This is a genomic window from Thermoleptolyngbya sp. C42_A2020_037 (genome assembly GCF_015272455.1).
Classification (GTDB): Bacteria; Cyanobacteriota; Cyanobacteriia; order Elainellales; family Elainellaceae; genus Thermoleptolyngbya.
The window spans coordinates 98,433-123,113 of the sequence record NZ_JACYLP010000046.1 but is presented as its reverse complement, the minus strand read 5'-3'; the positions used below and the strand labels follow the sequence as shown (position 1 = coordinate 123,113).

The following is a 24,681-nucleotide window of genomic DNA, read 5'->3' as shown; positions in this document are numbered from 1 at the left end:
CGTCCTCTCATGCTTCGGGATGAAATACAAAGGGCGGCCAGCTTAAAGTAGACCCATCCGGCAGGGTAACGGAAACCCGGAAGGCTTCCTCCCAGGTGCCGAAAACCTGGGCATAGAGGTGGTTTGCGCCTGAACCCGGAGAAAGGGTGCTATCTGCCAGGATTGTCTCGGCATCGCGCACCACCAGGCGCGTCCCCGGCAAGATCTGTTCACCGGGGGTCGGCCCCAGCACCAACAGCAAACACCATTCCGGCTGGGAGCCTTCCAGATGCGTCCAGGTGAGGGCACAAAGGCGCAGGGGCACGCCCGCCCGCTGCAAATCTGTATAGGCTCCCCGGGCCGTGGCAGGAATCATCACCCCCGCCGGTTCTAGCTGACGTAGCACAGTGGCCAGGGTTTCAGCCGGGCCGTGGCTCGACCGCAGCGCAGGGGACATCGCCAGCGGCGGCAGCAGCGCCCAGGTCAGGGTGCTAGTGACGGTGTTGGATAGCGTATCGAGGCGATCGCCCAGCCAGCGCCACACATTAATCGCCTCCTGGGTTGGGGAAGCGGCTTGGGGCAGTTGACCCACTGTTTCCAACTGGGCCGGGTCGAGGCAGTTGAGATAAAGCAGAATTTCCTCAGGAGCCGTGTCGAAGGAGGCTACGGGGATGAGGGATGTGCCGTTGGGGTGTCGAAGGAGCGCGTCTTGCTGGGCCAGCAGGCGATCGCGCCGCAGCCCACCCAGAATCGTCACCTGATCGACCTCTTCTCGCACCTCCACCAGCAGATATAGGTGAGCAAACCCCTGGCCATCCTCCAGCGTGGATTGGGGAATGGGCACCTGGCCATCGCTGAGGGTTCCCTGGGGCACAATGCAGAGGCGAAACCCATTCACCGTTCCCTGCACATTCAAACCCGGCGGCTGGGCGGGGTCGTAGGTCAGCGTCAAGCCTGACACGCCGTCTTCAAGCCACTGCTGCACCCCCCCCAGCGCCAGCGCTCGCAAAAACGTCATCCACTGCTGCTCTGGAGGCACCTGCTGGCAAATCTGCGCTGCCCAGTCCACCGCAGCAGGAGACAGGGCCACCGTGGTCGGTTGCAGCGGTTCAAACGCATAGTCTGAGAGTTCGGTGGAATGGCGCATGGGGTGCAGGCTCGGAGAGGGGATGGAGACAAAGGGAATAGAGGCTATTATCCGTGGGTTCATGGGGTTTGACCTGTCATAAAAGCATGGATTTCGGCACAGAGGCGATCGGCAAATCGACTTTTGACCTTGCGGGGTTTGGGAGATTGGGCCTCGGCGGCGGCATCGGCCATCAGGGTGTCTACCTGTTCAGACAGAACGGCTTCTAGGGTGGCATCGAGGTCTCGAAGACGATCGGCAGACACCAACTCTGCTGCTTCCTGCCGCACCGCTGCGGTGAGTTGGGGAATCAGGAGATGGCGCACGTCCGCTCGCAGCCGTTTCAGATTTAGCAGGCGCGTGACCTGCACTTGAGAGGTCAGCCCGATGCGGGGCGCAATTTGGGTCATGGAGACTCCCTCGCAGAGGCGCAGGTACAGCCCCTGGACATAGGGCCGATCTTGGGGCGGGGTGCGACGGCTAAAGCGGGACACATTCGCGGCGATCGCCGCTGCAATGGTCTGCCCGAGCAATTGATCAAGTACCTGACGATAGCGATGGAGAAATGTGCTGGAGTCGTCTTCGGCTGCCAAACCAGTCTGAGTTCCGCCCAGGCGCTCTAGCTCGCTGTCGTCCTGGGGCTGGTAGATTTGGGGATTGCCACTGCGGGCGTGGATGCGGTACTGGCGCAGTTGGCTGGCCAGGTGTTTGAGTTGGGCTTTGACCGCTTTGGGGCTGAGGGACGGCATCATTTCCTGGAGTTGGGCAGGGGTCGGTTCAGGGCAGCGTCCGGTTTGCCCGGCCTGCCGCTGGCGAATGCGATCGCGCTGATACACTGCCTGATAGCGTTCCAATAGCGTTACCGCCTGATCAATCTCAAAGGCACTACAAAGGTGATACTCTCCCAAAATTCGCCGCGCCCGATCCAAATCTGTGTCATTCAGAATGGCCCAGTCGCTCGCCAGGTAGATGCCCTTTTCCAGCAGCAGGCGCGTCAGGGCCGGGTGGCTCTTGGTCAGCAGGCTGCACCAGGTGCCCAGGCTGGCTTTGGTCGAGTCGAAGCTGGTGAGGATCTCCAGGCTGAGGGGGCGATAGGTGGGTTCGGCATGGCCATTGTCATCCAGCACCAGCGGAAACAAATCGGCTGCGGCAAACCCGTGGCGATCGCCATAGCGCCGGGCCAAGCCGACACAGCTATTGCGAATTTGGTGCGAGATCCAGCAGCGCAGGCTCATCTGGGCCAACTCAGAACCTTCGCCCTGCCCCTGCCACACCCCCAGTAAAGTCTTTTGCAGCTTGCGGTCTGTCCCTTCCGACCCGAGCAATGTATCAGGATAGGTGTCCTCTAGCCAGGTTTTCACCGTGGAGATTTCGATGGGTTGGGGCTGGCCCGTGCTGGTCAGCCGCATGAGTTGCCAATAGCGAAAAACGTTATCCATGAATCTGGTGACCGTTCAGCAGCGTTTCAATCCGATATGTACAGCGTTTTTGAAGCGAGTGAGGGACGCGAACAGTCAAGAAGCCCTCGCCTCGTCAAGGCAGCGCGTGCCTCATCCTGCCAGAAAAGGCTGTATGCCACCCGATAAAGGCGACCCCGACTTAACCGTAGCAATAGCCCACCAGTGGACTTTGCTCTGAGGACGTATGCCGCAGTTCCTTCTAAATCTCCCTCAAGCAGTGAAAAGGGGGACTTTTACCCCAGTTCCCTCCTAACTCAAAGGGGATTCGGGGAATCAGCTTGAATCCTTAGGGCTATAGTTCTCTGAACTCAGCACCTATTCAGTCATCTTCAGTCATTTAGAGTGGCTCCGTTGCAGTCCACTGACCCGAAAGGAAAAAAGCAGCCCAGTGGTAGGGATGGCGATGGGCTGGATTTTCTAGAGCGGCAAGTTGTATCTGACGCAGGGCCTCGCTGCGCCCAGTTCCTTGGGCTAGGCGTTCGTAATATTGCTGCATGAGGTCAGCGGTGCGGCGATCGCCCACCTGCCACAGGCTCATCAGCAGGCTTTCGGCCCCCGCCAGCACAAACGCCCGCCGCAACCCGTAAACCCCTTCGCCATCGGCCACATCCCCCAGGCCGGTTTCGCAGGCGCTCAGCACCACCAGGCGCGTCCCCCGCAGGCTCAGACTGGCCACCTCCAGGGCCGTGAGTACGCCATCTTCGCCATCGCTCTCCCGCTGGTTAAAGCCGGCCAGGGCCAGCCCCGACCGCAGCAGCGGATTTTCGACCCGATTGGCGCTCTGGGGCAAGGTTCCAACCCCCGTTTCTGGTGGGGAAATGGGGACATCCGGCAAAAAGAATCCGTGGGTGGCTAGGTGCAAAATGCTCGGCCCCTGCACCTGCTTGAGGGCGTTTTCTGTGGCTCTGGCTTCCGTCAGCATCACCGCTTTTTCGCCCAGCCAGGGACGAATCGCTGCCACTTCCAGGGCGCTGCCCGCCAGCGGCCTAAACCGCAGACTGCCCATATCGGGCGATCGCGCTCCTCCGCGACTGGCAGAGGCCACCTGAATCACGCCCTGGGCATCGGCGGTGTCGAAGTCTGGATTCGCCAACACCACCGGCGGCTGCTGCGGGGGAGCCGTGGGTTGTTGCCGCAGCAGGTCGCGCCCGCTAGTGAGATAGGTCAGGGTGTAGGTTTCAATCAGGTAGCGATTTTGCCCGTCCACCAGCGCCGCAAAGGGCACCAGATTAAGCTGGCTATCGGGAGAAATCAGCACATGGCTGGCGTTCCCCAAGTGGGCCTGAACAGGTGCAAAAATCAGTTGATAAAGCGTCTGGGCAACAGGTTTCAACTGTTCAGGTTCATAGCAGGGCGTGGCCCGTCGCTCTCCGCAGCGCAAAAATTCCAGGAATCTTTGAATTTGTCCATCGATGGCGGCTGCATCCCCTAGGTCAGCCCAGCGCACGTCCCCAGACGGCAGCAGCACATAGGCCGCATAGCGGGGGTCGCCAAATCCTCTGTCGCTCCAGTTCCTCAGGTTGCTAGCTGGCTTTTGCCCCAGGGGATTGCGGGGGTCAAAGGGGCGGTAGCGCACATACTCCACCAACGCGCCGTCGGCCGGCAGGCGGGCCTGAATGTCTGCCAAGTTCACCAACGGTGCATCCCCAGCCAGGGCCGCGCTGCGACGGGCTAGCACCGCTTCGATCTCATCGATTTGGCTCCGCAGCGTCCTCAGTTGGGCTTGCGCTTGTGGGAAAGACCCCTGTTCTGCAAAGGTGATTTCTGCAACCTGCTGCCGCCGCCGATCCAGTTCGGCCAGCAGCCGCTCATCTTCCGGGTTGGGATTCTGCTCCAGCAGCGCCAGGGTGGTGATGCCCGCCTCCAACACCCGCCCCTTGCGGCGGAGCAGCGTCGTCGCCGCCAGCTGAGCCGCAGCTAGGTCGTTTGGCGCGGTTTTTAGATGCAGCGAAATCGCGTGGTTCAGCGTGTTGGCCACCGAGGCGGTATAGCGCTGTCGTGCTGTTTCATTCAGTGTGGCCAGGCGGCGATCAAACTCTTGCTGCTCTAGGGCGATGCCTGCTTGCAAAACCTCCAGCGCAGCCGGGATTTTTCCCTGGGCCTGATATAGACCCGCAAGGTTGTAAAAAATGGGCGCTCGGAAGGCTTGCAGATCGCCGCTATACAAAGTCTCTGCTGCGTCTAGGGCCTGACGGTAGAGGCGTTCGGCCTCGTCGTAGCGCCCCTGGCTATGGTAAGTCAGCGCTCGACCATTGAGCTGGTGTGGATCGCGGGGAGAACGCTCTTCGGGCGCGGTCGGCTGGCCTTCAAAGGCTTCTAAAGCCAAAGCGTCTGCCTCGGCATTGCGGCCTTGGGTGCGATAGATGGTGGACGCTGCCTCCAGGAAAATGGCCCGTTCTGACGGCTGGTTGAAGCGCCTGGCGAGGTCAATCATCTCGATGAGCAGCGGTTCTGCTTCGTCGTAGCGCTGTTGAGTCTGGTAAATCTGAACTAGAAACAGCAATCTTGCGGCGATCGCCCGTTGCGCCACAAAGCCCGCTTCGCCATCCAGCAGCGCAGTCCTTCCTAGCGTTGCCCGTTCCAAAGAAAGCGCCTCTTGATGCAGAGCAACGGCTCGTTCCAAATCCCCCTGCTGATAAGCCATCAAAGCGACGCCGTCGATGGCCTGAATTAAGTGCTGAGGATTGGGGTCACGCTGGGCCCGCAGAATCTCCAGGGCTTCTGCATAGGCGCTGCCCGCATCGGCCCAACGCTCTACCAGGACGTAAGTTGTCGCCAGGGAGATGAGCGGTTCAACCACCTCAGGATGGCGATCGCCCTTCTCAGCCCGCAACCGCGCAATATGCCCCTCCAGGTTTGGGGCTGCTAGGGTATACAGGCTATCCAGGGAATATTCCCCGCCCCTGGGCACCCGATTGTGTTCTCCCCGATAGGTGAGGGCGTTTGTAGCCGTGCCGCTGGCGTTGCCCCACCACACGCGATAGCGCCCCGTGCGGCCCGCCGTCCGAGACCCCACCGTCACCTGATAAGGGCCCGCGTCTTCGAGCGATAGGGAAATCTGAGTTGCTCGACCGCTGGCGGCGGCGATAAACCCCTGCTGGCGGCTAAATACAAAAATGATTAAATCATCGAGATCCTCGCTTGTGACCGCCAGGTTGACCGTCTGCCCCGCCACGCCATCAAACTGGTGCAGGTTGAAATAGCCCCCCGTCAGCGGCATCTGGGGCAATTGGGAAAGCGCTACGCTGGACAGCACAGGCTCAAAGACTTCTAGATAATCGTGACGATTTGCCTGCATGCTGCGGACATCCAGTTGCCCAACCACATTCTGGGGGAGGGTCTGGGCTAGTTGAGCAAGAGCCGCGGGCGCAATCGGTGTGCCTTTTCCTCCGCGAATCAGTAAGCGAGCCATCGTGTGATAGCTTTCGGCTTCTTCATGGCGATCTAGCAAACTCAGCAGCACCGCCACCTGGTTAAATCCGTGGGGAATATTGGGATTAGTCGATGGCAACACCTGTTCCAACACTCGAAGCGCCTGTTTTGCTCGGTCTAGCGCTGCTTCATAGCGCCCCTGGGCATACAGTTGATTCACCTCCTCATACAGCCGTTCGGCATCTGCCAGCGTCGGCGCTGCTGGCGAGCGGGCCACGCGGGGAGCGGTAATCTGTCCGGGCGATCGCCCTGGGGCTGCGGGCACAAACGCAAGTCCTGGCGTTTGTCCACCCAAGAGCCACGTTAGCAGCAGGGCTGCCGTGCGGTTGGGTTGTTTCATAGCTCACCTCGCTGATGCAACAGTTAGGAATGAGTTAGGCACGGAATCTTCCCTGCATAGGCTAAACCATGTGAGAGGCAGTTGTCGCGAAAAACCTGTTAAAAACTCATGCAAATCTGCGTTTTTTAAGGAATTGGCTAAGTTGTTTGGAGTTCCGCCAACTGGCTGACCTGTTGCCGATGTCATCCGCTTTTTCCAAAACTCATAATTTGAATAGTTACACGGGCTGATGCCCTTACTGCTGCGTCGCTGGGGATAGCGCTCCCGGCTGATTCCCGGCAGCATGGGGTTTGTGCGGCCTGCAATGCTGGTCAAATGCTGGTCAATTTTAGAGGAGAATGCTGTGTTAACGGTTGCCATCGGCCATAGCGACGATCCGGATGCGTATGCGGCTGCAAAGGACGTGATTGAGCAGTGTCAGACAAAGCTTCAGGGGCGATCGCCCCAGGTCGGCATCCTGTTTGCAGCGCTCGATTTTGACCACAGCCTGATTCTGGAAACCCTGAGCGCGTCGTTTCCAGAGATGGTCGTCGTCGGCTGCACCACCGATGGTGAATTGTCGTCTGAGCTGGCGTTTCAGCAAGACTCAGTGGTGCTAATGGCGATCGCCTCGGATACTCTCGCCATCGGTGCAGGCGTAGGTTACAGCCTTTCGCAAGATCCTGAAGCGGCGATTCAGCGGGCGATCGCCCAGGCCCGCAGCGGCCTGAACCTCCCTGCCGATGCGGTTCCGTCCCTCTGTCTCACGTTTCCTGAAAGCCTAACCTACGATAGCCCCCTGGTTGTTGCTCATTTGCAAAAAGCGCTGGGCGACTCGGTTCCGCTCTTCGGTGGCTTCGCAGGCGACCAAAGCCAGTTTCAAAAAACCTATCAGTTCTATGGCTCCGAAGTGTTGACGGATGCGATTCCCATCCTGCTGTTTTTTGGAGATCTGAAGCTGGGTCATGGCGTGGCCCACGGCTGGACACCCACGGGCGAAAGAGGAACCATTACCCGCGCTGATGGTCATCTCCTCCAGGAAATTGACCACCGGCCAGCGCTAGAGTTTTATCAGCGCTACATGAACGATTTGTTGCCCTCGACCGAGTTTCCCCTGGCCGTTTGGGAAGAGGGCGCAGATGGCTATTATCTTCGAGCTTCCATCGGCTTTGATTCAGAGACAGGCAGTATTCAGGCTATTCCCCTCTGGCCCCAAAACGCCCAGGTGCAAATTGCCCGAAGCAGCCGGGATGAAATTATTGAAGGCGCACGCACTTCTATGCAGGCGGCCTTGGCCAGCTATCCAGGACAGCGCATCGAGGCCGTGCTTTTGTTTTCCTGCTGTGTGCGTCATACGCTGTTGGGGCTTAGGACTCAGCAAGAATACGCGATGGTGCAGGAAGCACTGCCACAGATGCCAGCAACTGCCGGGTTCTATACCTACGGCGAAATCGCTCCACTGACTCCAAACACTACATCCCGGGCGCATCACTCCACGTTCGTTACCCTGCTGCTAGGAACCGCTTAGATGGATATAGCCCAAAAGCTTGTTGCTGTTCCCTCTGTTGCATCGGCTCAGAATTGCATCAGTTCCACGCCCCTGCGGTCTGTTGAATGTCAGGAGAGTTCCGAACCGACTCCAGCGCAACGGCTGGCGGCGCTAGAGAAGGAGAACCGGATTCTTCGCAAGAAACTGGAACGCTCAGAGCGCGATCGCCAAATCCTTGAAGCCAATATGGATCGCTCTGAAAACCTCATGCGGAATGTGATTGCAGAACTGGAGGCATCGAGGTCTTCTTTGGCGCGGCGCGGGCAAGAACTGGAGCAAACCCTCTCACAGTTGCAGCAGGCGCAAGTTCAACTGATTGAAGCTGAAAAGATGTCGGCGCTGGGAACATTGGTCGCCGGGATTGCTCACGAGATTAACAATCCCATGGGTTTTGTGCATGGCAACGTGAACTACACCCAGACCTATGTCCAGGAACTTCTGCGAGTCATTGCCGCCTATCAGGACGCTTATCCCATCCCAACTCCTGGTATTCAGGCGCTGCTGGAGGAGATCGATCTGGAGTTTTTACAGCAGGATGTAACCAAGGTGCTGCAATCGATGCAGATGGGCACCAAGCGGATCAGCGATATCGTGCGATCGCTCCGCACGTTTTCGCGCCTCGACGAAGCCGACTTTAAAGACGCAGACCTGCATGAGGGCTTAGAAAGCACCCTGATGATTCTGCAACATCGGCTCAAGGCCTGCGGCGACCTGCCCGAAATCGAAATCATCAAAGACTTTGAGCCGTTGCCATTGGTTGAATGTTATCCGGGTAAGTTAAATCAAGTGTTTATGAACCTGCTGACCAACGCCATTGATGCGGTGCAGGAGCGGTATCGCCAATTGGAAGGGCCAAAGCCAACGCCACAAATCACGCTGAAAACCCGCCAAATCGGCGACTCCGTGGCGATTCATGTGATTGACAATGGGATTGGTATTGCAGAGGGCCATCTCCCCCGTTTATTCAATCCCTTTTTTACGACCAAACCCGTTGGGCAGGGCGTGGGGTTGGGGCTGTCGATTAGCTACCAGATTGTCACCGACCAGCATCATGGTCAGCTTGTGTGTCGTTCTAAGCTGAATGAAGGCACAGAGTTCATAATCCAAATTCCTCGCCGCCAGAGCCATCCAGTCGCCACAAACCTGCCCGGACGGTAATGCAGAAGCGCGATCGCCTCCAGCCCTGTCGATTCTCGATTTTAGATTTGCGATTTTAGATTTGCAATTTTAAATTGTCAGTCAAGCGTCTGTGGAGAATGGATGCTATTTCCCAGTCATCCCAGAGAAATGCGATGATCGAGGCAAGTCCCTGATGTTGCCCTCTCCTGCATGAACGCCTGGCTAAACATTCCCCTGATCTTACTCATCCTTAGTGGGCTGATGCTGGCGCTGCGACGCTGGCAGCGGACGGCGCGGCCCAATCCAGAACTGGTGCGGAAGCTCTTGCACATTCCAATGGGAATGGTGACGCTGACGTTTCCCTGGCTCTTTGAGTCGGTTTGGCAGGTGGCGGTGTTGGGCGGACTGGCGATCGCCTGGCTGATGACCCTGCGGCTCTATCGACCGCTGGCGCAAGGGTTGGGGTCGGTGCTGGGGGGCGTGGGACGGCGATCGCTCGGCGAGGTCTATTTTCCGCTGTCGGTGGTGATCTTGTTTGCCCTCACGCCGGGCCAGCCGTTGCTTTACGTCATTCCAATTTTGATCCTGGCGCTGGCAGACGCGGCGGCGGCGCTGGTGGGGACGCGCTATGGACAGATGCGCTACGTCGCCACTGAGGGCTACAAAAGCACCGAAGGATCGCTCAGCTTCTTTATGGCGACGTTTTTTAGCGTGCATGTGCCGCTGCTGCTATTTAGCGAGGCGGGGCGACCCGAATCGCTGCTGATTGCCACAATCTTGGGGCTACTGGTGATGCTAATCGAGGCGATCGCCTGGCAGGGACTTGACAATCTGTTCATTCCGCTGGGCAGCTTTTTGCTGTTGCAAACCCACCTGGCAATGGATACGCCCGCCCTAGTGACGCGGCTGGTTGTGCTGGGCGCACTGATCGGGTTTCTCTGGCTGTGGCGCAGTCACACAACACTCAACGATGGGGCGCTGCTGGGGGCGGCGCTGGTGGGCTATTTTTGCTGGTCGGTTGGCGGCTGGCCCTGGCTGCTGGCTCCGCTGACGCTGGTGTTGTGTTATCCATTGCTGATTTATCGTCCCACCGCACAACAGCCCCTCAGCCCCGCCGAAAAAGCCGTCATGATCTGGCAGCCTACGGAGCATGATTCAAACGCCTGGACGCGCATTCACAATGTCTATGCCGTACTGAGTGTGGCGGCGGCGGGGCTGGTGTGGCTATTTCTGGCGCAGACCTTTGACCAACCGCAACTGATTTATCCCTATACGCTCGCCTTTGCGGTGAATCTGGCGGTGATTTGTGTGGCGGGGCTATCGCCTGTCCGCTATTGGAGCCGTCGCCATCAGTGGCAGGTCGTGCGACATATTGTGCTGAGCTGGCTGCTGCTGTTTGGGCCGCTGTTGATCCTTCAGGGGGCTTCCACTAGCGCGATCGCCGCTGTGTTGGTGGGTCTGGTGGGCACTGCTCTAGGGGCGATCGCCTTTTATCGCATCCAGCCGCTTTTGCAGCAGCACTGTGCAGAGTCCATGCGCTGGGTCTATCGGGCGCTGTTCACAACGCTGGTATCGTGTTTGGGACTGGGGGCGATCGCCCTTGGCGCGGGCGGGTAGCTGCACAGCGGACAGAGTCTCAATTTTCTTGATGGGAATTTTACGGAATTTCCCAGAACCCCTGACAAAAAGTTTACTGACTTCCCAGTAGGATTTACAGTAAGGCTGAAGTCTGTAGATGAACGTTTGCTGATAAGCATCTATAGATAAACGAGGTAAACGTAGATAAACGTCTAGATAAACGTCTGCCACTGATAGTTGGCGAGGAATCAGTCTAGCGAGCAATCAGTTCGCAGAAACTCTTCGCTATCTTATCTCTCATTGCACTTGAGACGTGCGAAGCCTCAGGCTACTAGATCCAAGCCTTGCCCAGTTCCTGAAACTCTCACGACAAAACCAGGTTAACTCAGTGCTGGACGGGATCATCCAGATCTCGCTGGCTGTCTTTGCTGATGATTCCCCGCTAAGAATCTGAGTTGACTCGGTTTGGCTCCTTTGCTCAACTCCTTCGATGTTGATTGACGGATACCCTTATGCAACCTTCAACCGCCGTACAACTGAGTCAAGTCGCTGGGCAGATCATTGGAATTGGGGCTTTGGGTGTGGCTCTTACTGCCCTGCTGGAACCAACCGTTTCTGCTGTACAATCCTGCAATTTCTACGACTGTTCTGGTGTCGCCGCAAATATCTGCAATTTTGGGTTTTGCCCAGACCCAGGACTGGCAGACTGTTTGTTCGGTCAGTGCAAGGTCGCCACGCCAGATACAGGACATCCTGCTTTACAGTTGCCTGCGAACTCTCAGTCTGACACCCTCCTGAAGGATGCTCCGATAAAGTAAGGATTTGTCGGCGATCGCCCGCCAGATTGTCGATGAACAGTACCTCGGCAGGCTACAGCGTTTTTGAAGCTAGTGAGGCACACGGATAGTCAATAAGCCCTTGCCTCGTGAGGGCAGCATGTGCCTCACGAGGCAAGAAAATGCTGTATCGGTGCGCTATGCATCAGGGCAAAGGGCAGAATTTGTGATGGCATTGCCCATCAAACCCGCATTTGCCCAATTGTTATTTTGCCCAATTGTTATCAGGTGCAGACCGACTGCGTGCGCCTACAGAAAAGGCTTGCTCTGCACAACGCTTGCATCATGGATTGCGTCATGCAGAGTCAAGCCTTTACCTTCCTTGACCTTAATCCCGGTTGAACGCAATCAGCAGGCGCAGAATAAAGACAAACAAATTGATGTAGGTCAAATACATCGACAGCGCCGCAGGCAGATATTGGTCATCGCGATACGTGCGAGGAAGAATGTAGAAATCTACCACTGCCGCCCCTGCGAACAAAAACACGCCAAAGGCAGAAATGCCAATTTCCAGAAAAGTAGGCGTATATACTCCAAACAGAGCCAGCAGCAATTGCCCGACCAAGACGACTAGCAGGGCAATCATGCCAAGCTGAACAGTTCTGGTTAGCGCCATGCCGTCCTGATCCGACAGGTTAGACCCAATCTGCCGCGCCACAATGAACGTTGCGCCGCAGCCCAGGGCGGCCAGCCCAATCCCTGCCACACCGACCCCAGAGGTTCCCAGGGCAACCGCAATCAGCCCCGTCAGCGTGTAGCCCGTCAGCAGGCTGTAGGTCGCCAAAAGGGGCAGCGCCACACCGTTGTTGCCTTTTTCTGCGACACCCCGTGCCACAAAGAAGAGAACCAACTGGGCAATCAGCGCTGCGATGAAAGTCGGCATGAACAGCGCGGGACTGTTTTGCATTACGCCCAGCCCCCCGTAGGTTCCCAGGGCTGTCAGCACCAGCCCGCCTCCGACGTAGGGCAAGGCATTGCGAATCACGTTAGGGCCAACCAAGGCGTGAGTCTGGGCCTTGCGAATGGCATCTCGAAAATTACTGGTGTTGCTCATACGTACTCTGTTAGTCGCTGAAAGGTTGTGAATCGAACCGTTGACGAATGGGGTTAGTTCATTCCAGGTTACTCAAAATTTGGGGATTACGTCCGGCAACTTAAGTATGGAATCGTTAACACAGTTGCAGTCTTTGAGTTAGTGCCTCGATTTTAGGCGATTTGGCGGATGTTAACCGAGGCCGGGCAAGCGCTTTCCCGTAGACTTGCTGCCTCACAAACCGCAGGCAAAGCAGGCGCGTTTTCAGGGAAACTCCGTGTTTACGCTGACATACCAAAGAGGTACGCTGTTCATTCCCGTGAAATAACGATGGTTTCACCCCTCGCCAGTGCGGACAATGAGCCTAAATCTTAGAGAACAGGTACTTCCCAGATGACGGCTACTCAACCTTCTCTCCGTTCCCACAGCATGGAATTGCTGATGGCTTATCAGCAGAACAAGTCGGTGAGCATTCGCAATCAGCTTGTGAAGTTGAATGCTGGTCTAGTTCGCAAAATTGCCCACCGGGTCAGCCATCAGTGTGCAGAGCCTTATGAAGATCTAGAGCAGATTGGCTATCTGGGGCTGATTCGGGCGATCGAGCGGTTTAACCCCAGCCAGGGCTGTGCCTTCAGTTCCTTTGCGGTGCCTTATATTCGTGGTGAGATGCTGCACTTTTTGCGCGATCGCGGCAGTGCAGTGAAAGTTCCCCGCCGCTGGCAAGACCTGCAAAAAGAGGGTCAGCGCGTGCGGGCAGAATTGGTGAAAGATCTGGGCCGCCAGCCGATGGATCAGGAAATTGCGGAACACATGGGCATCTCGGTTCACGAGTGGCGGGAAATCAAGATGGCCGTGCGTAACCGCCTGCCCCTGAGCCTGGATGCGACGGTTCAGCAGGTCGATTCCTCCATCACCCTTGGCGAAACGCTGCCTGATGTGCGTTACCAAGCGCTCCAGCGCCTCGAAGAAGACCGTCAGCAGCTCCAGCGGGCGCTAAACCAACTGGAAGACAAGACCCGTGCGGCGATTGAGTTTGTGTTTTTTAGTGACCTGTCGCGCAAAGAAGTCGCCGAGCGTATCGGCGTTAGCCCGATGACCGTGACGCGCCGCATCCAGCGCGGGCTAGAGCAGATGGTGTCGTTCCTGCAAATGCAGACGATCCAGACGGGTTCCTAAGATTTTTGCATCTTTTGGGTTTGGTTGAGTTCTGTTTTGAAAATCGTCAACAAGCCGTCTCCATGACCAGTCCTTTGGGGCTGGTCATTTGTCATTTATGTTATTCAGATATGTTATTCAGAGATAGGTTGGGTCACTATACGCGGCCAGAGGCCGATCGCCGCTGGAATTGCCCTTGTCCGGCGCGACCGAGCCAGCGATCGCCCTCCACAATCAACTCCCCGCGCAAAAATACCTTCTGCACCTTGCCCAGAATTTCGCGCCCTTCGTAGAGCGAATAGTCTACATTGGAATGCTGGGTGCTGGCGCTGAGGGTGTGGCGCTGGTGGGGGTCGAACAGCACCAGGTCGGCATCGCTGCCAACGGCGATCGTTCCCTTGCGAGGAAACAGTCCAAACATCTTCGCGGGGGCAGTGGCAGTCAACTGCACAAAGCGATTGAGCGAGAGGCGACCTGCATTTACGCCGCCATCGTAAAGCAGGTGCAAGCGGAATTCGACACCGGGCGCACCGTTGGGAATTTTCTCAAAGTCGTCGCGGCCCATCTGCTTAGACTTACGCAGCCCAAAGGGCGACTCGTTGTAGCAGAAGGGGCAGTGGTCGGTGGAAACAATTTGCAGGTCATCGGTTTTCAGACCGCGCCAGAGGGCGTGCTGGCAGGTGTGCGATCGCAGCGGCGGGGTCATTACGTATTTTGCGGCTTCAAACCCAGGGCGATCGTATTCCGACTCGTCCAGGAATAGATAATGCGGGCAGGTTTCGGCGTAGGCGGGAATGCCGCGATCGCGCGCTTCCACTACTGAGTTCAGCGCCTCCTCGGCTGACAGATGCACAAAATACACCGGAACCTCCGCCAGTTCCGCAATCCGGATGCCCCGATGGGTGGCTTCGCCTTCCATGATGCTGGGGCGGGTTAGCATGTGGTATTTAGGCGAGGTGTTGCCCTGCTCCAGCGCTTCCTGGATCAGTGCTTGAATCACGCTGCCATTTTCGGCGTGCAGGTTGATCATGCCGCCGTGGGCCCCGACCTTTCGCATGGCGCGAAAGATGTCTGCATCTTCCACCATCAGCACGCCCGGATAGGCCATGAACATTTTGAAGCTGGATACGCCGTCGTGGTTTACCAAGTCGGGCAGTTCGGCCAGGGCTTCTGGCGTGACGTGGGTAAGGATGATGTGAAAGCTGTAGTCCACGCAGCATTGCGGTTCGGCGGCAGCAAGGCGGCGATCGAGTGCCTGTTTGGGCGTGTCGCCTTGTTTTTGCAGCGCAAAGTCCACAATCGTTGTAGTGCCGCCAAAGGCCGCCGAGCGCGTCCCAGTTTCAAAGGTGTCTACCGTTTGCGCTGCGCCCAGGTCAAATTCCATGTGGGTGTGGACATCGATGCCGCCAGGAAACACGATCAGACCGCTGGCATCGTGAACGGTGGCGCTGTCGATGGAGAGGTCGCGGGCGATCGCCTCAATTCGCCCATCTTTCACCCAAATATCTGCCACGTAGTCATCCACCGCTGTCACAATCCGCCCGCCCTTGATCAGCACCTCAGACCCCACCTCAGACATCGCCGCACTCCTTACAAAAAGGGGCTGATTTAAACTGCTAAAGGCGGGCGCTTTTCGAGCCGTGCCAACCTTGAAACCAGCCCTAGACTCTGAGTTCTACATCATTTCGGGCGATCGCAAGACGGCTTTGCTTAGTTCTTTACGACTCGTAATTTGTCGTTGCAGAGGGGGCGCTGCGGATTTCTGTGGAGGGGAATTGAGCGGAGTGAGATCCGCGGGTGTGAACCGCAAATCTCACTCAACAACGCAGTGTTTCAGTACAGTGTTTCAGTTCAGTGTTTTTGCCCAAAAACCGCTGAATCGGGCTATTGCCCCTGCCCAGACGGGCCAGAACGGCTCATCCCGCGACCCATTGGGCCCGGGCCGGGGCGATCGCCCCGATTTGGGCGCAGGTTTTCAAGCTGCTGGCGCTGTTCCGGGGTGAGGACTGCCTCGCTCTGCGTCCGGGCATTTTCCATAATGGTGCGGATTTGCTGACGCTGGCTATCGGTCAGGTTCAGGTCGGCAAAGGGTTCGGGGCGAGGCCCGCGTCCTGGGCCACCCGGGCCGCCAGGGCCACCGCCCTGTTCCATGCGTTCGCGGCGAAGCTGCTGGCGCTGTTCTGGGGTGAGGTTGGCAAATTCTTCACGGCGGCGCTCCATCTCGGCGCGGCGGGCTTCCATCTGCTGGCGCTGTTCTGCCGTCAACACGGCCTCAATCTGGCGGCGGCTGTTTTCTCGAATGGCTTGCAACTGCTGGCGCTGGGCCTCCGTCAAATTCAGACGCTCCATTGGGCCAGAACGGGGCCCGCCCATGCCGCCCGGAGGATCAGCGATCGCCGCTAGGGGTGCGATCGCCATCACGCCAGCCGCGATGCCAGCCCAAAGAAACGCCTTTCGATTCAGTTTCATAGAACCTCCAAATGGTGTGTCCCCCATGCGACGAGAGTCGCTTAAACGGCTTGGGGGATGAATTAATCCTATGAAGCTGGATGGGGCGATCGCCTCAGGCAAAGGTCACGACCTGAAGCATGACTTTGGTCATAGGGTCGGCTCAATGCTCAAGCAAGGCGATTCCAGCGTTTCGCATCTCCGTTTCGCATCCCTTACTCGACGGCCACTATTCACGAAGGCTGCGTTCACAAAGGCTGTCTTTACAAATGCTACAAAGGGTGCATCCCACTTTTGTAACCCTCACTCTAAATCCCTCGCCCAAAGCGGGAGAGGACTTCCAATCCGGCTCCCCTTCTCCCTATTTTGGGAGAAGGGGCTGGGGGATGAGGGCAAACTTGCAGAACTGGGATGCGCCCGCTACAAATGCTTTTGCCCAACCTTTGGCTCTGTGCCTGCTAGGAGGCGCTGAATGTTTGCCCGGTGGGTAATCAGGACGTAAATGCCTCCGGCGATCGCCAGCAAGAGGTAGGGCAAGGGCTGTCTCAGGGCAATCATCCACAGCGAGGCGGAAATGGCTCCGGCGATCGACCCCAGCGACACGATGCGAAACAGCGTCAGCATCAGCAGAAAAACGGCTGCTACGCCCAGCCCCACCTGCCACGACAGCGCAAACAGCACACCCAGCGCGGTTGCTGCCGACTTGCCGCCCTTGAACCCAATCCACATGGATTTGCTGTGGGCCACAATGGCCACCAGCCCAGACAGCATCACCGCCCAGGGGAGCCAGGTGCCCAGCGGTAGCCCGCTTGGTAAAGGCAGCGCGGCGATGTTGGGCAGGCTATAGACGTAGCGAGTGAGGGCGATCGCCGCCACGCCTTTGAAGATATCGATCAGCAAAACGGCGATCGCCGGGCCGCGCCCCAAAATCCGCAGCACGTTCGTCGCGCCCGTAGACTTGGAGCCATATTGCCGAATGTCGATATCTTTGAGCAGTTTGCCTGCCCAGTAGCCTGTCGGCGTGGCTCCCAGCCAATAGGCCGCCAGCAGCACCAAACCCAACACCAGCCAAGCGTTCATAGTGAGTTACTCTGCGAATTGCCGAGTCATTTGCCCGGTAAAATACCCGGTCAATGATTTAGGAAATTACTCGGTAAATTACTCTGGCAAATTTGTGTTTACGGTTCTGAGCTTATCAGCAGATGGGGCTTCTGGAACGGAGAGCGATCGCCCCAGTTGCGGAGACTGGCGAACCGCAGGGTGCGGCGATGCGGCGAGCGGGCGAACAGCGGACATCGGGGCTGGCGCGGCTGGCGGAACTGCTGTGTCTGGCTCAGGCGCGAGCGGAGCAGTGGGTTTGCCTTGCAGGGCGATCGCCGCTGGGGTCAAGAGCTGCTCTAGCTCGACCTGCTGCTCAAGCTGCTGAGTAGAAGAGAGCAAATTGTCCAAACTCCGCAGCAAATCGCGGACGGTGTTGCGAAATGCCGGATCGCCCGTCAGTTCGTCTAAATCTGCGGTAATCTTTTCTGCATTTTGAAACGTGGCGCGGGCCGAATCTAGCGTTTGCTGGAGCGCCAGCGCATTTTCGGGTGTGCCAATTGCATCCGTCAGGCTCCGCAGTGTCAGCGAGGCGCGGGCCGCATTGTCCGACAGCGCGTTCAGGTTTTGCACAAAGGCGCTATCGTCCACTAGCGGCGTGAGTCGAGTCGTCAGCAGGCGCACCTGGTTGCTGGCTTGCTCCAGGTTAGACAGCGTGCCGCTGATGGCGTAGCGATTGGTTTCCAACAGCGAGTTGACCTGGGCAGCGGTAAGGCCAAGCTGAGTCGCCGCGCCGCCCACTGATGTCGTGGTTCGATTGGCAGACCCCGCCAGGGTTCTCAGTTCCATCTGCACCGACTTTGCGAGTTCAGTCACTTCGCCCGTTAGCGTTGTCACGCCCGCCGCCGCCAGGGAAGAGTTGAAGGTCAGCGCTTTCAAGTTTTCGATCAGTTCTGGATCAGAAAACTGGTTAGACAGGCGAATCGTGGAGCTAATCAGCGCATCGAAGGTGACGCCGACTTCTCCAGGTAGGCGATCGCCATCACAGATAATCTCGCTCCCTGGACAGTCTGCCGCCAGTGGATTGGTCACCACGGTTCCCACAAATTCCTGACGGGGCACAATGTCGATTGCCGTTTCCCCAATCAACCCCGCTTGATTGGTCTGAATTGCCGAATCTCGCGGAATCTTTACCGTTGCAGGTGAAATCTGAATTTCTACCTCCGCAAACTGTGCCCCCGGGCGAATCTTCCGCACCTTGCCCACAATCACGCCGCGATAGCGCACTGGGGAGCCTTCCACCATGCCCACCACGTTCGGAAACTCCACCACGGCGCGATAGCTGCGATTCCCTAGGCTCAGCCCCCGCAGCCACAGCAGCAGACTGCCGAATATACCCAACGCCAGCAGAATCAGTAATCCAACAGAGCCTTCTCGAATGGTTCGCGATCGCATGAGCTTATCCTACAAAGCAGAAAAATCTCCTAACCCGCTTCGCGAAAAACCGGGCATTTACTCGAACCAGAGTACTCTAAATTGGGCAAAACGGGGCGAGGGAAGAGGGAAAGGGAAGAACGAAAACAGAAGAACGAAGAGCGAAGAGGGAAAAGGGAAGAACGAAAACAGAAGAGGGAAGAACGAAGAGGGAAAAGGGAAGAACGAAAACAGAAGAGGGAAGAGCGAAGAGGGAAGAACGAAAACAAAAGAACGAAGAGCGAAGAGGCTTCCATTTTTCGCTTTTCGTTCTTCATTTTTCGTTCTTCATTTTTCGTTCTTCATTTTTCGTTCTTCATTTTTCGTTTTTCGTTCTTCATTTTTCGTTTTTCGTTCTTCATTTTTCGTTTTTCCGTTCCTACCCGCCACTCACCTTTGCCTTATATCCCTGTTTCACCAAGACCTGCATGATCTTTTCGCGGTGATCTCCCTGAATCTCGATTTCCAGGTCTTTCACCGTGCCGCCCGCGCCACACTGGGTTTTCAGCGTTTTTAGCAGTGCTGCCAGCGTTTCGGGCTTGGTCTGAAACCCGCTAATCACCGTCACCGTTTTGCCGCCGCGACCTTTACGCGAGGCCTGCACCCGAATTTGCTGCTGGTTGGGCGGTAGTTCCTGCACAGGGCGCTCAAAAGTTGGATTCTCTGGAGTGCCCGCGCCAAATTCCTGCCAGGCGATTTTATCCTTTGGTGCTTGACCCGTGGATTTTGTATCCTTCTTACGGTTTGAGCTATTCATAATCACTCGATTTAATGGGTCTAAATCTACTACAGCATTTTCTGGCAGGGTGCAGTAAGCGCTGACTTGAAAAGACAGCGGTGTCGCAGGCCCTTGCATACCTCACTCGCTTCAAAAACGCTGTAAAACGGGTTGGTGTCATGGATGTCAATATTCCGCAAAGATTCAGTATTTGTGCTTAGAGAGCTTCCTGAACTCCAAGAAATACAACAGCTTCACAATAAAAACACCGAAAATCTCAGTATTTTCCTAGAGTGTTGTTATATGCTTACAAAAGTTCGAGGGCAGACGCAGGGAGTTCGCAATTAAACAAACTTTAGGTTAAGCTGCCCAAAAATTTTTCTTAATGTGAAAAAACAGTCGGAACCGTGTTCAAGCGGGCGATCGCCCTCCTGGAAAGTCTCTATTTCAGGCGATCGCCCGCTCGACAAACGGTTGGCTTGGGGACACCACTGTTTTGCTGTTGCATAACTTCTTAGCCCGCAGAACTACCTAGGGCAAGGCTCATACACAGGGCAATTTTCGCCCAATTTTAGTGCTGTTGAGCCGTTGACCCATCGTCTACTACTCCCAAAATCATGTCAATTAGCAATAGAGATAACACCCTCAGAGGCGCTCGCAATCTCGGAAGACTGGACAACGGCAGCAGGCGCATCAACGGATACGTCGGCTCTAGAGATTTGGTTGACTTTGCCAAATTCACCCTGGGCGACGTGCGCGAACTCGTTCTCTCGATTGGGCGGATCGCCAACCGAGCCAGCAGCGCCCGCGTCACCCTCCGAGATGCCAGGGGTGCTGTCATCCGCAGTTTCAATGCAGGCCGTAGGAATATCACCTTTCGAGATGAGTTTGCTCCGGGCACCTACTTCATCGGTGTCCAGCGAACTAGGGGCGAAGTGAACTACAAAATTACCGCCGCCGCCCGCCCTGCCGAACCCGGCGAACGCCTCGACACCGCCCGCGATCTCGGAGTTCTGACAGGCACCTTTGTGAGTTCGGAGTTTGTCGGTGCGACAGATCCTTCCGATATTTATAAGTTCACTCTTAATGACATTGCAAACCTGCAAGTGAGAACCAATGGTTCGGACACAGGAACCAAGTTTGAACTCATTCGCGACATTAACGCTAACGGCTTGATCGATAATAATGAGATTCTAGCGACTGATAGCAGCTTTGCTGGCAATTCCGTTGCCAGTCGATCCCTGGACTTGCCTCCTGGTACCTACTTCGTTAGAGTTGAATCTACATCTGTTCGAGCAACCCAGTATCAGCTTGACTTGATACCTACCTTTTTTGGCGGTAATGTATCTCCGGAGCCAGGAAACACATTACCGCTTGCCGCTGATTTGGGTGTCTTCTCTGGTACTCGTGCTTTTAGAGAATATGTTGGCAGGCTCGACGCAGAGGACTTCTATCGATTTACTTTGAATGATCTCTCAAATCTTCAAATTACTGGCACTGCTTCTACTACTCCCGTTCGTTTACAGTTGATTCGAGATGCCAACAATAATGGTTTGATTGATGCTAACGAAGCATTCATTTCTAGAGAGGGATCTGGTGTAAACACTCCTGCCAGAATTAATGTAGATGTGCCCGCGGGTACTTATTTTGTTCGTGTAGACCCTCGATTCAACAGCGTTAACTTTTCTACTTCCTATGAACTGACTTTGGTAGGGACTCCCTATGGAGGTAATGGCTTGCCCGATCCTGGAAACACCTTGTCATCTGCTCGTGATCTAGGTGTACTTTTTGGTACCACTTCCTTAAAAGAGTATGTTGGTGTACTCGATTCAGATGACTTTTATCGATTTACATTGAGCGGGGCTGCCAATTTGCAGGCTAGACTCACTAATTCGTCCGACATCTCCAGCGATCTTGTTCTGATTCGAGACACCAACAACAACGGTCTAATTGACAACAATGAGATTCTAGGCTCTGCTATAGTCGGCTCTTCTGGTACCACTTCGCTCACTAGAGACTTGCAAGCTGGCTCCTATTTCCTCAGAGTAAAACCCAGATTTACAGGTAACTTCTCGACCAACTATCAACTAGATCTGATCCCGACATATGTATAGATGAGAATGCTTTTTTGTATAAGAGCATATCTTGTGAATCAATATCGCCTGAATTGCTGAAGGTAGGTACCCTGAATTAAAGTCTTAGAATTTGCAGAGATCGCTGTGTGTCTTAATGGCTGCACAGCGATTTTTTATCTAGAACCAGAAGAGTGACAATCTAGAAGGGACTCAAAAGCCCACACCCCTAGCCATCTCGCGCCAGTAGCCTGATAATGGGGGCTGTAAGTATTCAAAGCGCTTTTACTACCGTGACTCTGACTCCGCTTCCCATCAACCAAACCTCAGTTCAGCGGCCGGATGCCCTTGGCCGATATGGCAAATTTGGCGGCAAATATGTGCCAGAGACGCTGATGCCCGCGCTGAGTGAGTTGGAGGCGGCGTTTTATCAGTATCGCGACGATGCAGTGTTTTTGGCTGAGTTTCAGGCGCTGCTGAAGGATTACGTCGGTCGCCCCACGCCGCTGTATTTTGCGGAGCGGCTGACCCAGCATTTCGCCCAACCCGATGGCACAGGCCCACAGATTTACCTAAAGCGGGAAGACCTGAACCACACGGGGGCCCACAAAATCAACAACGCCCTGGGACAGGTGCTATTGGCAAAGCGCATGGGCAAGCAGCGGATCATCGCCGAGACGGGGGCAGGGCAGCACGGCGTGGCCACGGCGACGGTGTGTGCGCGGTTTGGGCTGGAGTGCATCATCTACATGGGTGTGCATGACATGGAGCGGCAGGCGCTCAACGTGTTTCGGATGCGGCTGATGGGGGCGGAGGTGCGCCCGGTGGCGGCGGGTACGGGCACGCTGAAGGACGCGACCTCGGAGGCAATCCGCGACTGGGTGACGAATGTGGAAACGACGCACTATATTCTGGGGTCTGTGGCGGGGCCGCACCCCTATCCGATGATTGTGCGCGACTTCCAAGCCATCATTGGGCAGGAAACGCGGCAGCAGGCCCAGGAAAAGTGGGGCGGTTTGCCAGATATCTTGCTGGCCTGCGTGGGCGGCGGCTCCAACGCGATGGGGCTGTTTCATGAGTTTGTGAATGAGCCGTCGGTGCGGTTGATCGGTATTGAGGCGGGCGGCGAAGGGCTGGATTCGGAGAAGCACGCGGCGACGCTGACTCGCGGGCGGGTGGGCGTGCTGCATGGCGCGATGAGCTATTTGCTGCAAGACGAAGATGGGCAGGTGATCGAGCCGCATTCCATTAGCGCGGGGCTGGACTATCCGGGCGTGGGGCCAGAGCATAGCTTTTTGAAGGATTCCGGCCGGGCCGAGTATTACAGCATTACGGACGCGGAGGCGCTGGAGGGGCTGCAACTGCTGTCGCGGTTAGAGGGCATTATTCCGGCGCTAGAAACGGCCCATGCGATCGCCTATCTCAGCAAGCTCTGCCCACAATTGGAAGGCAGCCCCCGCATTGTGATCAACTGCTCCGGCCGCGGCGACAAGGATATGCAGAACGTCGCGAAATACCTGGATTTGCACTAAATACCTGAACCGGGGCTAGAGCATGGCGTTAGACGAGTTTCAGGTATTTGATGAAGATCTGTCGGCGGAGGCGCTGGCGGGGTATTTGACTGCGGAGGCGATCGCCGTTGACACGGAGACAATGGGGCTGCGTCCCTGGCGCGATCGCCTCTGTGTGGTGCAGCTTTGCGATCCTGCGGGGCGCGTGTCGGTCGTTCGCATTCTGCGGGGACAAACCGCCGCCCCCCACCTCCAGCAGTTGCTAGAAGCGCCGCAAATCACCAAGGTCTTTCACTTTGCCCGCTTTGACATGGCGGCGTTTCAGTACCATCTCAACATTGCGGTTCGTCCAGTTTTTTGCACCAAAATTGCCAGCAAGCTGGCCCGCACCTACGCCCCCCGCCACGGCCTCAAGGAGGTGGTGCAGGAGCTAGAGCGGGTGGAACTCGACAAAACGGCCCAAAGCTCTGACTGGGGCAACGCGCTAAACCTGTCGGAGGAGCAACTCCGCTACGCCGCCAATGACGTGCGGTTTCTGCTGAGCATCCGCCAAAAGCTGACCGAGATGCTCCAGCGCGAAGAGCGGTTCGCGTTGGCGGAGTCCTGCTTCCAATGCCTCCCTACCTTCGTCAACCTAGATTTGCTGCATTACGAGGACATTTTTGAACATTGATTGGTAAAATATATCAGTAGCTTTACTGAGTATTGCACCCACTCCCCTCCTAGCCCCTGCTAGCCTCTGCACGATAAGTATTCACCCAAACTCCCCATCGGCCCCACTCTGGGGATAGGATGGAAGTATGATGAATGTCGTCGATGTCCTGGGCACCCCCCACGCCTACGAGCGAACTGCTCCCACCCAAACACCAATCACCCTGGTTTTCATTCACGGCTGGCTGCTAAGCCGCGCCTATTGGCAACCCGTGATTCAGCAGCTTGCGCCAGATTATACCTGCCTGTCTTACGATTTGCGCGGGTTTGGCGATTCGCAGAGGGGACGGGCAACGATGCGTTATCAGCCCAGCGACGCCTCTCCCGCCTCGCCCTATCCTGCCAGCACTTTGAGGCAGTCTGCAAATAGCGGGTCTGGCAGCGTTCCGGGCGGCTTGGCTGCTGTAACGGTTTCGTCGCAGCCTCGGGCGATCGCCCCGCAACCTCGACCGGGCTATACCCCCAGCGACTACGCTTGCGACTTGGAGCAGCTCCTCGAAACCCTGGATATTTCCAACGCCTGGCTGATTGGGCACTCCCTCGGTGGCAGCATTGCGCTGTGGGCCGCAGACCGAATGCCCGATCGGGTGAAGGGCGTGATCTGCGTCAATTCCGGCGGCGGTATTTACCTAAAAGAAGAATTTGAGCGCTTTCGGACCGCAGGGCAGCAATTGGTCAAACTGCGCCCCCGCTGGCTCTGCCACCTGCCGCTGGTGGATCTGATGATGACCTACATGAACGTCGCCCACCCCATCGACCGCGCCTGGGGACGGCAACGCCTGGTAGATTGGGTAAGCGCCGACCCAGCAGCAGCCATCGGCGCACTGCTCGACTCAACGACCGAAGCCGAGGTGCATCGACTGCCGCAGGTGGTCTCCCGCCTGTCGCAGCCAGTCTACTTCATCGCTGGACAAAACGACACCGTGATGGAGCCGCAATATGTGCTGCATCTGGCCAGCTTCCATCGCTTGTTTCAGCAGTGTGGGCAGAATGTGGTTCAGCTTCCCGACTGCGGGCACCTGGCCATGGTTGAACAGACCGACCTAGTGGTAGAACACTTGCAGGCGATTTTGGCGCGGCACGTTGCAGATCAAAGTTTGCAAACGATTGCTGATTAATGGCTG

17 protein-coding genes are annotated in these 24,681 nt (G+C 56.6%); 8 read left to right on the top strand and 9 right to left on the bottom strand.

Annotated elements, in window-relative coordinates; genetic code table 11:
- Positions 1-7: 7 nt before the first annotated feature.
- From IGS16_RS15935 to IGS16_RS15925, 3 genes are all read right to left on the bottom strand, one after another.
- Entirely contained in the window at positions 8-1,126 is a 1,119-nt protein-coding gene (locus IGS16_RS15935; protein ID WP_297087059.1) for a DUF1822 family protein, read from the bottom strand.
- A gap of 59 nt (positions 1,127-1,185) precedes the next feature.
- Positions 1,186-2,544 (bottom strand): hypothetical protein, encoded by a 1,359-nt coding sequence (locus tag IGS16_RS15930; protein ID WP_297087057.1) that lies wholly within the window; start codon positions 2,542-2,544, stop codon positions 1,186-1,188.
- 358 nt (positions 2,545-2,902) lie between these two features.
- On the bottom strand, positions 2,903-6,337 hold the full coding sequence (locus IGS16_RS15925) for a CHAT domain-containing protein (RefSeq protein ID WP_297087055.1): 3,435 nt from the start codon (positions 6,335-6,337) through the stop codon (positions 2,903-2,905).
- A gap of 343 nt (positions 6,338-6,680) precedes the next feature.
- On the opposite strand from IGS16_RS15925, the gene IGS16_RS15920 reads away from it, so the two are divergent.
- The 3 genes from IGS16_RS15920 to IGS16_RS15910 all read left to right on the top strand — a co-directional run bounded on the left by IGS16_RS15920 (position 6,681) and on the right by IGS16_RS15910 (position 10,601).
- Positions 6,681-7,844, top strand: a complete 1,164-nt coding sequence (locus tag IGS16_RS15920) for an FIST N-terminal domain-containing protein (RefSeq protein WP_297087054.1) — start codon at positions 6,681-6,683, stop codon at positions 7,842-7,844.
- Positions 7,845-9,023 (top strand): ATP-binding protein, encoded by a 1,179-nt coding sequence (locus IGS16_RS15915; RefSeq protein WP_297087051.1) that lies wholly within the window; start codon positions 7,845-7,847, stop codon positions 9,021-9,023.
- A 171-nt stretch (positions 9,024-9,194) separates the two neighbouring features.
- A complete protein-coding gene (locus IGS16_RS15910; RefSeq protein WP_297087050.1) occupies positions 9,195-10,601 on the top strand; it encodes a hypothetical protein in 1,407 nt (468 codons plus the stop codon).
- A 1,125-nt stretch (positions 10,602-11,726) separates the two neighbouring features.
- Here the strand turns inward: IGS16_RS15910 and IGS16_RS15905 are convergent.
- Positions 11,727-12,452, bottom strand: a complete 726-nt coding sequence (locus IGS16_RS15905) for a Bax inhibitor-1 family protein (protein WP_297087048.1) — start codon at positions 12,450-12,452, stop codon at positions 11,727-11,729.
- A 372-nt stretch (positions 12,453-12,824) separates the two neighbouring features.
- Between IGS16_RS15905 and IGS16_RS15900 the strand changes: the two genes are divergently transcribed.
- On the top strand, positions 12,825-13,607 hold the full coding sequence (locus IGS16_RS15900) for an RNA polymerase sigma factor SigF (RefSeq protein ID WP_172357015.1): 783 nt from the start codon (positions 12,825-12,827) through the stop codon (positions 13,605-13,607).
- Positions 13,608-13,743: 136 nt separating this feature from the next.
- Here IGS16_RS15900 and hydA read toward each other — a convergent pair whose 3' ends face one another.
- The 5 genes from hydA to IGS16_RS15875 all read right to left on the bottom strand — a co-directional run bounded on the left by hydA (position 13,744) and on the right by IGS16_RS15875 (position 19,302).
- A complete protein-coding gene (hydA, locus tag IGS16_RS15895; protein WP_297087047.1) occupies positions 13,744-15,165 on the bottom strand; it encodes a dihydropyrimidinase in 1,422 nt (473 codons plus the stop codon).
- A 305-nt stretch (positions 15,166-15,470) separates the two neighbouring features.
- Positions 15,471-16,055 (bottom strand): hypothetical protein, encoded by a 585-nt coding sequence (locus IGS16_RS15890; RefSeq protein WP_297087045.1) that lies wholly within the window; start codon positions 16,053-16,055, stop codon positions 15,471-15,473.
- Between the two features lie 399 nt (positions 16,056-16,454).
- On the bottom strand, positions 16,455-17,114 hold the full coding sequence (plsY, locus tag IGS16_RS15885; protein ID WP_297087043.1) for a glycerol-3-phosphate 1-O-acyltransferase PlsY: 660 nt from the start codon (positions 17,112-17,114) through the stop codon (positions 16,455-16,457).
- 78 nt (positions 17,115-17,192) lie between these two features.
- Positions 17,193-18,527, bottom strand: a complete 1,335-nt coding sequence (locus IGS16_RS15880) for an MlaD family protein (protein WP_297087042.1) — start codon at positions 18,525-18,527, stop codon at positions 17,193-17,195.
- A gap of 397 nt (positions 18,528-18,924) precedes the next feature.
- On the bottom strand, positions 18,925-19,302 hold the full coding sequence (locus IGS16_RS15875; protein ID WP_297087097.1) for a translation initiation factor: 378 nt from the start codon (positions 19,300-19,302) through the stop codon (positions 18,925-18,927).
- A 578-nt stretch (positions 19,303-19,880) separates the two neighbouring features.
- Here IGS16_RS15875 and IGS16_RS15870 point away from each other — a divergent pair.
- From IGS16_RS15870 to IGS16_RS15855, 4 genes are all read left to right on the top strand, one after another.
- Positions 19,881-21,377, top strand: a complete 1,497-nt coding sequence (locus IGS16_RS15870) for a hypothetical protein (protein WP_297087039.1) — start codon at positions 19,881-19,883, stop codon at positions 21,375-21,377.
- A gap of 251 nt (positions 21,378-21,628) precedes the next feature.
- On the top strand, positions 21,629-22,867 hold the full coding sequence (gene trpB / locus IGS16_RS15865) for a tryptophan synthase subunit beta (protein ID WP_297087037.1): 1,239 nt from the start codon (positions 21,629-21,631) through the stop codon (positions 22,865-22,867).
- Between the two features lie 22 nt (positions 22,868-22,889).
- On the top strand, positions 22,890-23,519 hold the full coding sequence (locus IGS16_RS15860) for a ribonuclease H-like domain-containing protein (RefSeq protein WP_297087035.1): 630 nt from the start codon (positions 22,890-22,892) through the stop codon (positions 23,517-23,519).
- A 130-nt stretch (positions 23,520-23,649) separates the two neighbouring features.
- Positions 23,650-24,675 (top strand): alpha/beta hydrolase, encoded by a 1,026-nt coding sequence (locus IGS16_RS15855; protein WP_297087095.1) that lies wholly within the window; start codon positions 23,650-23,652, stop codon positions 24,673-24,675.
- Positions 24,676-24,681 lie beyond the last annotated feature (6 nt).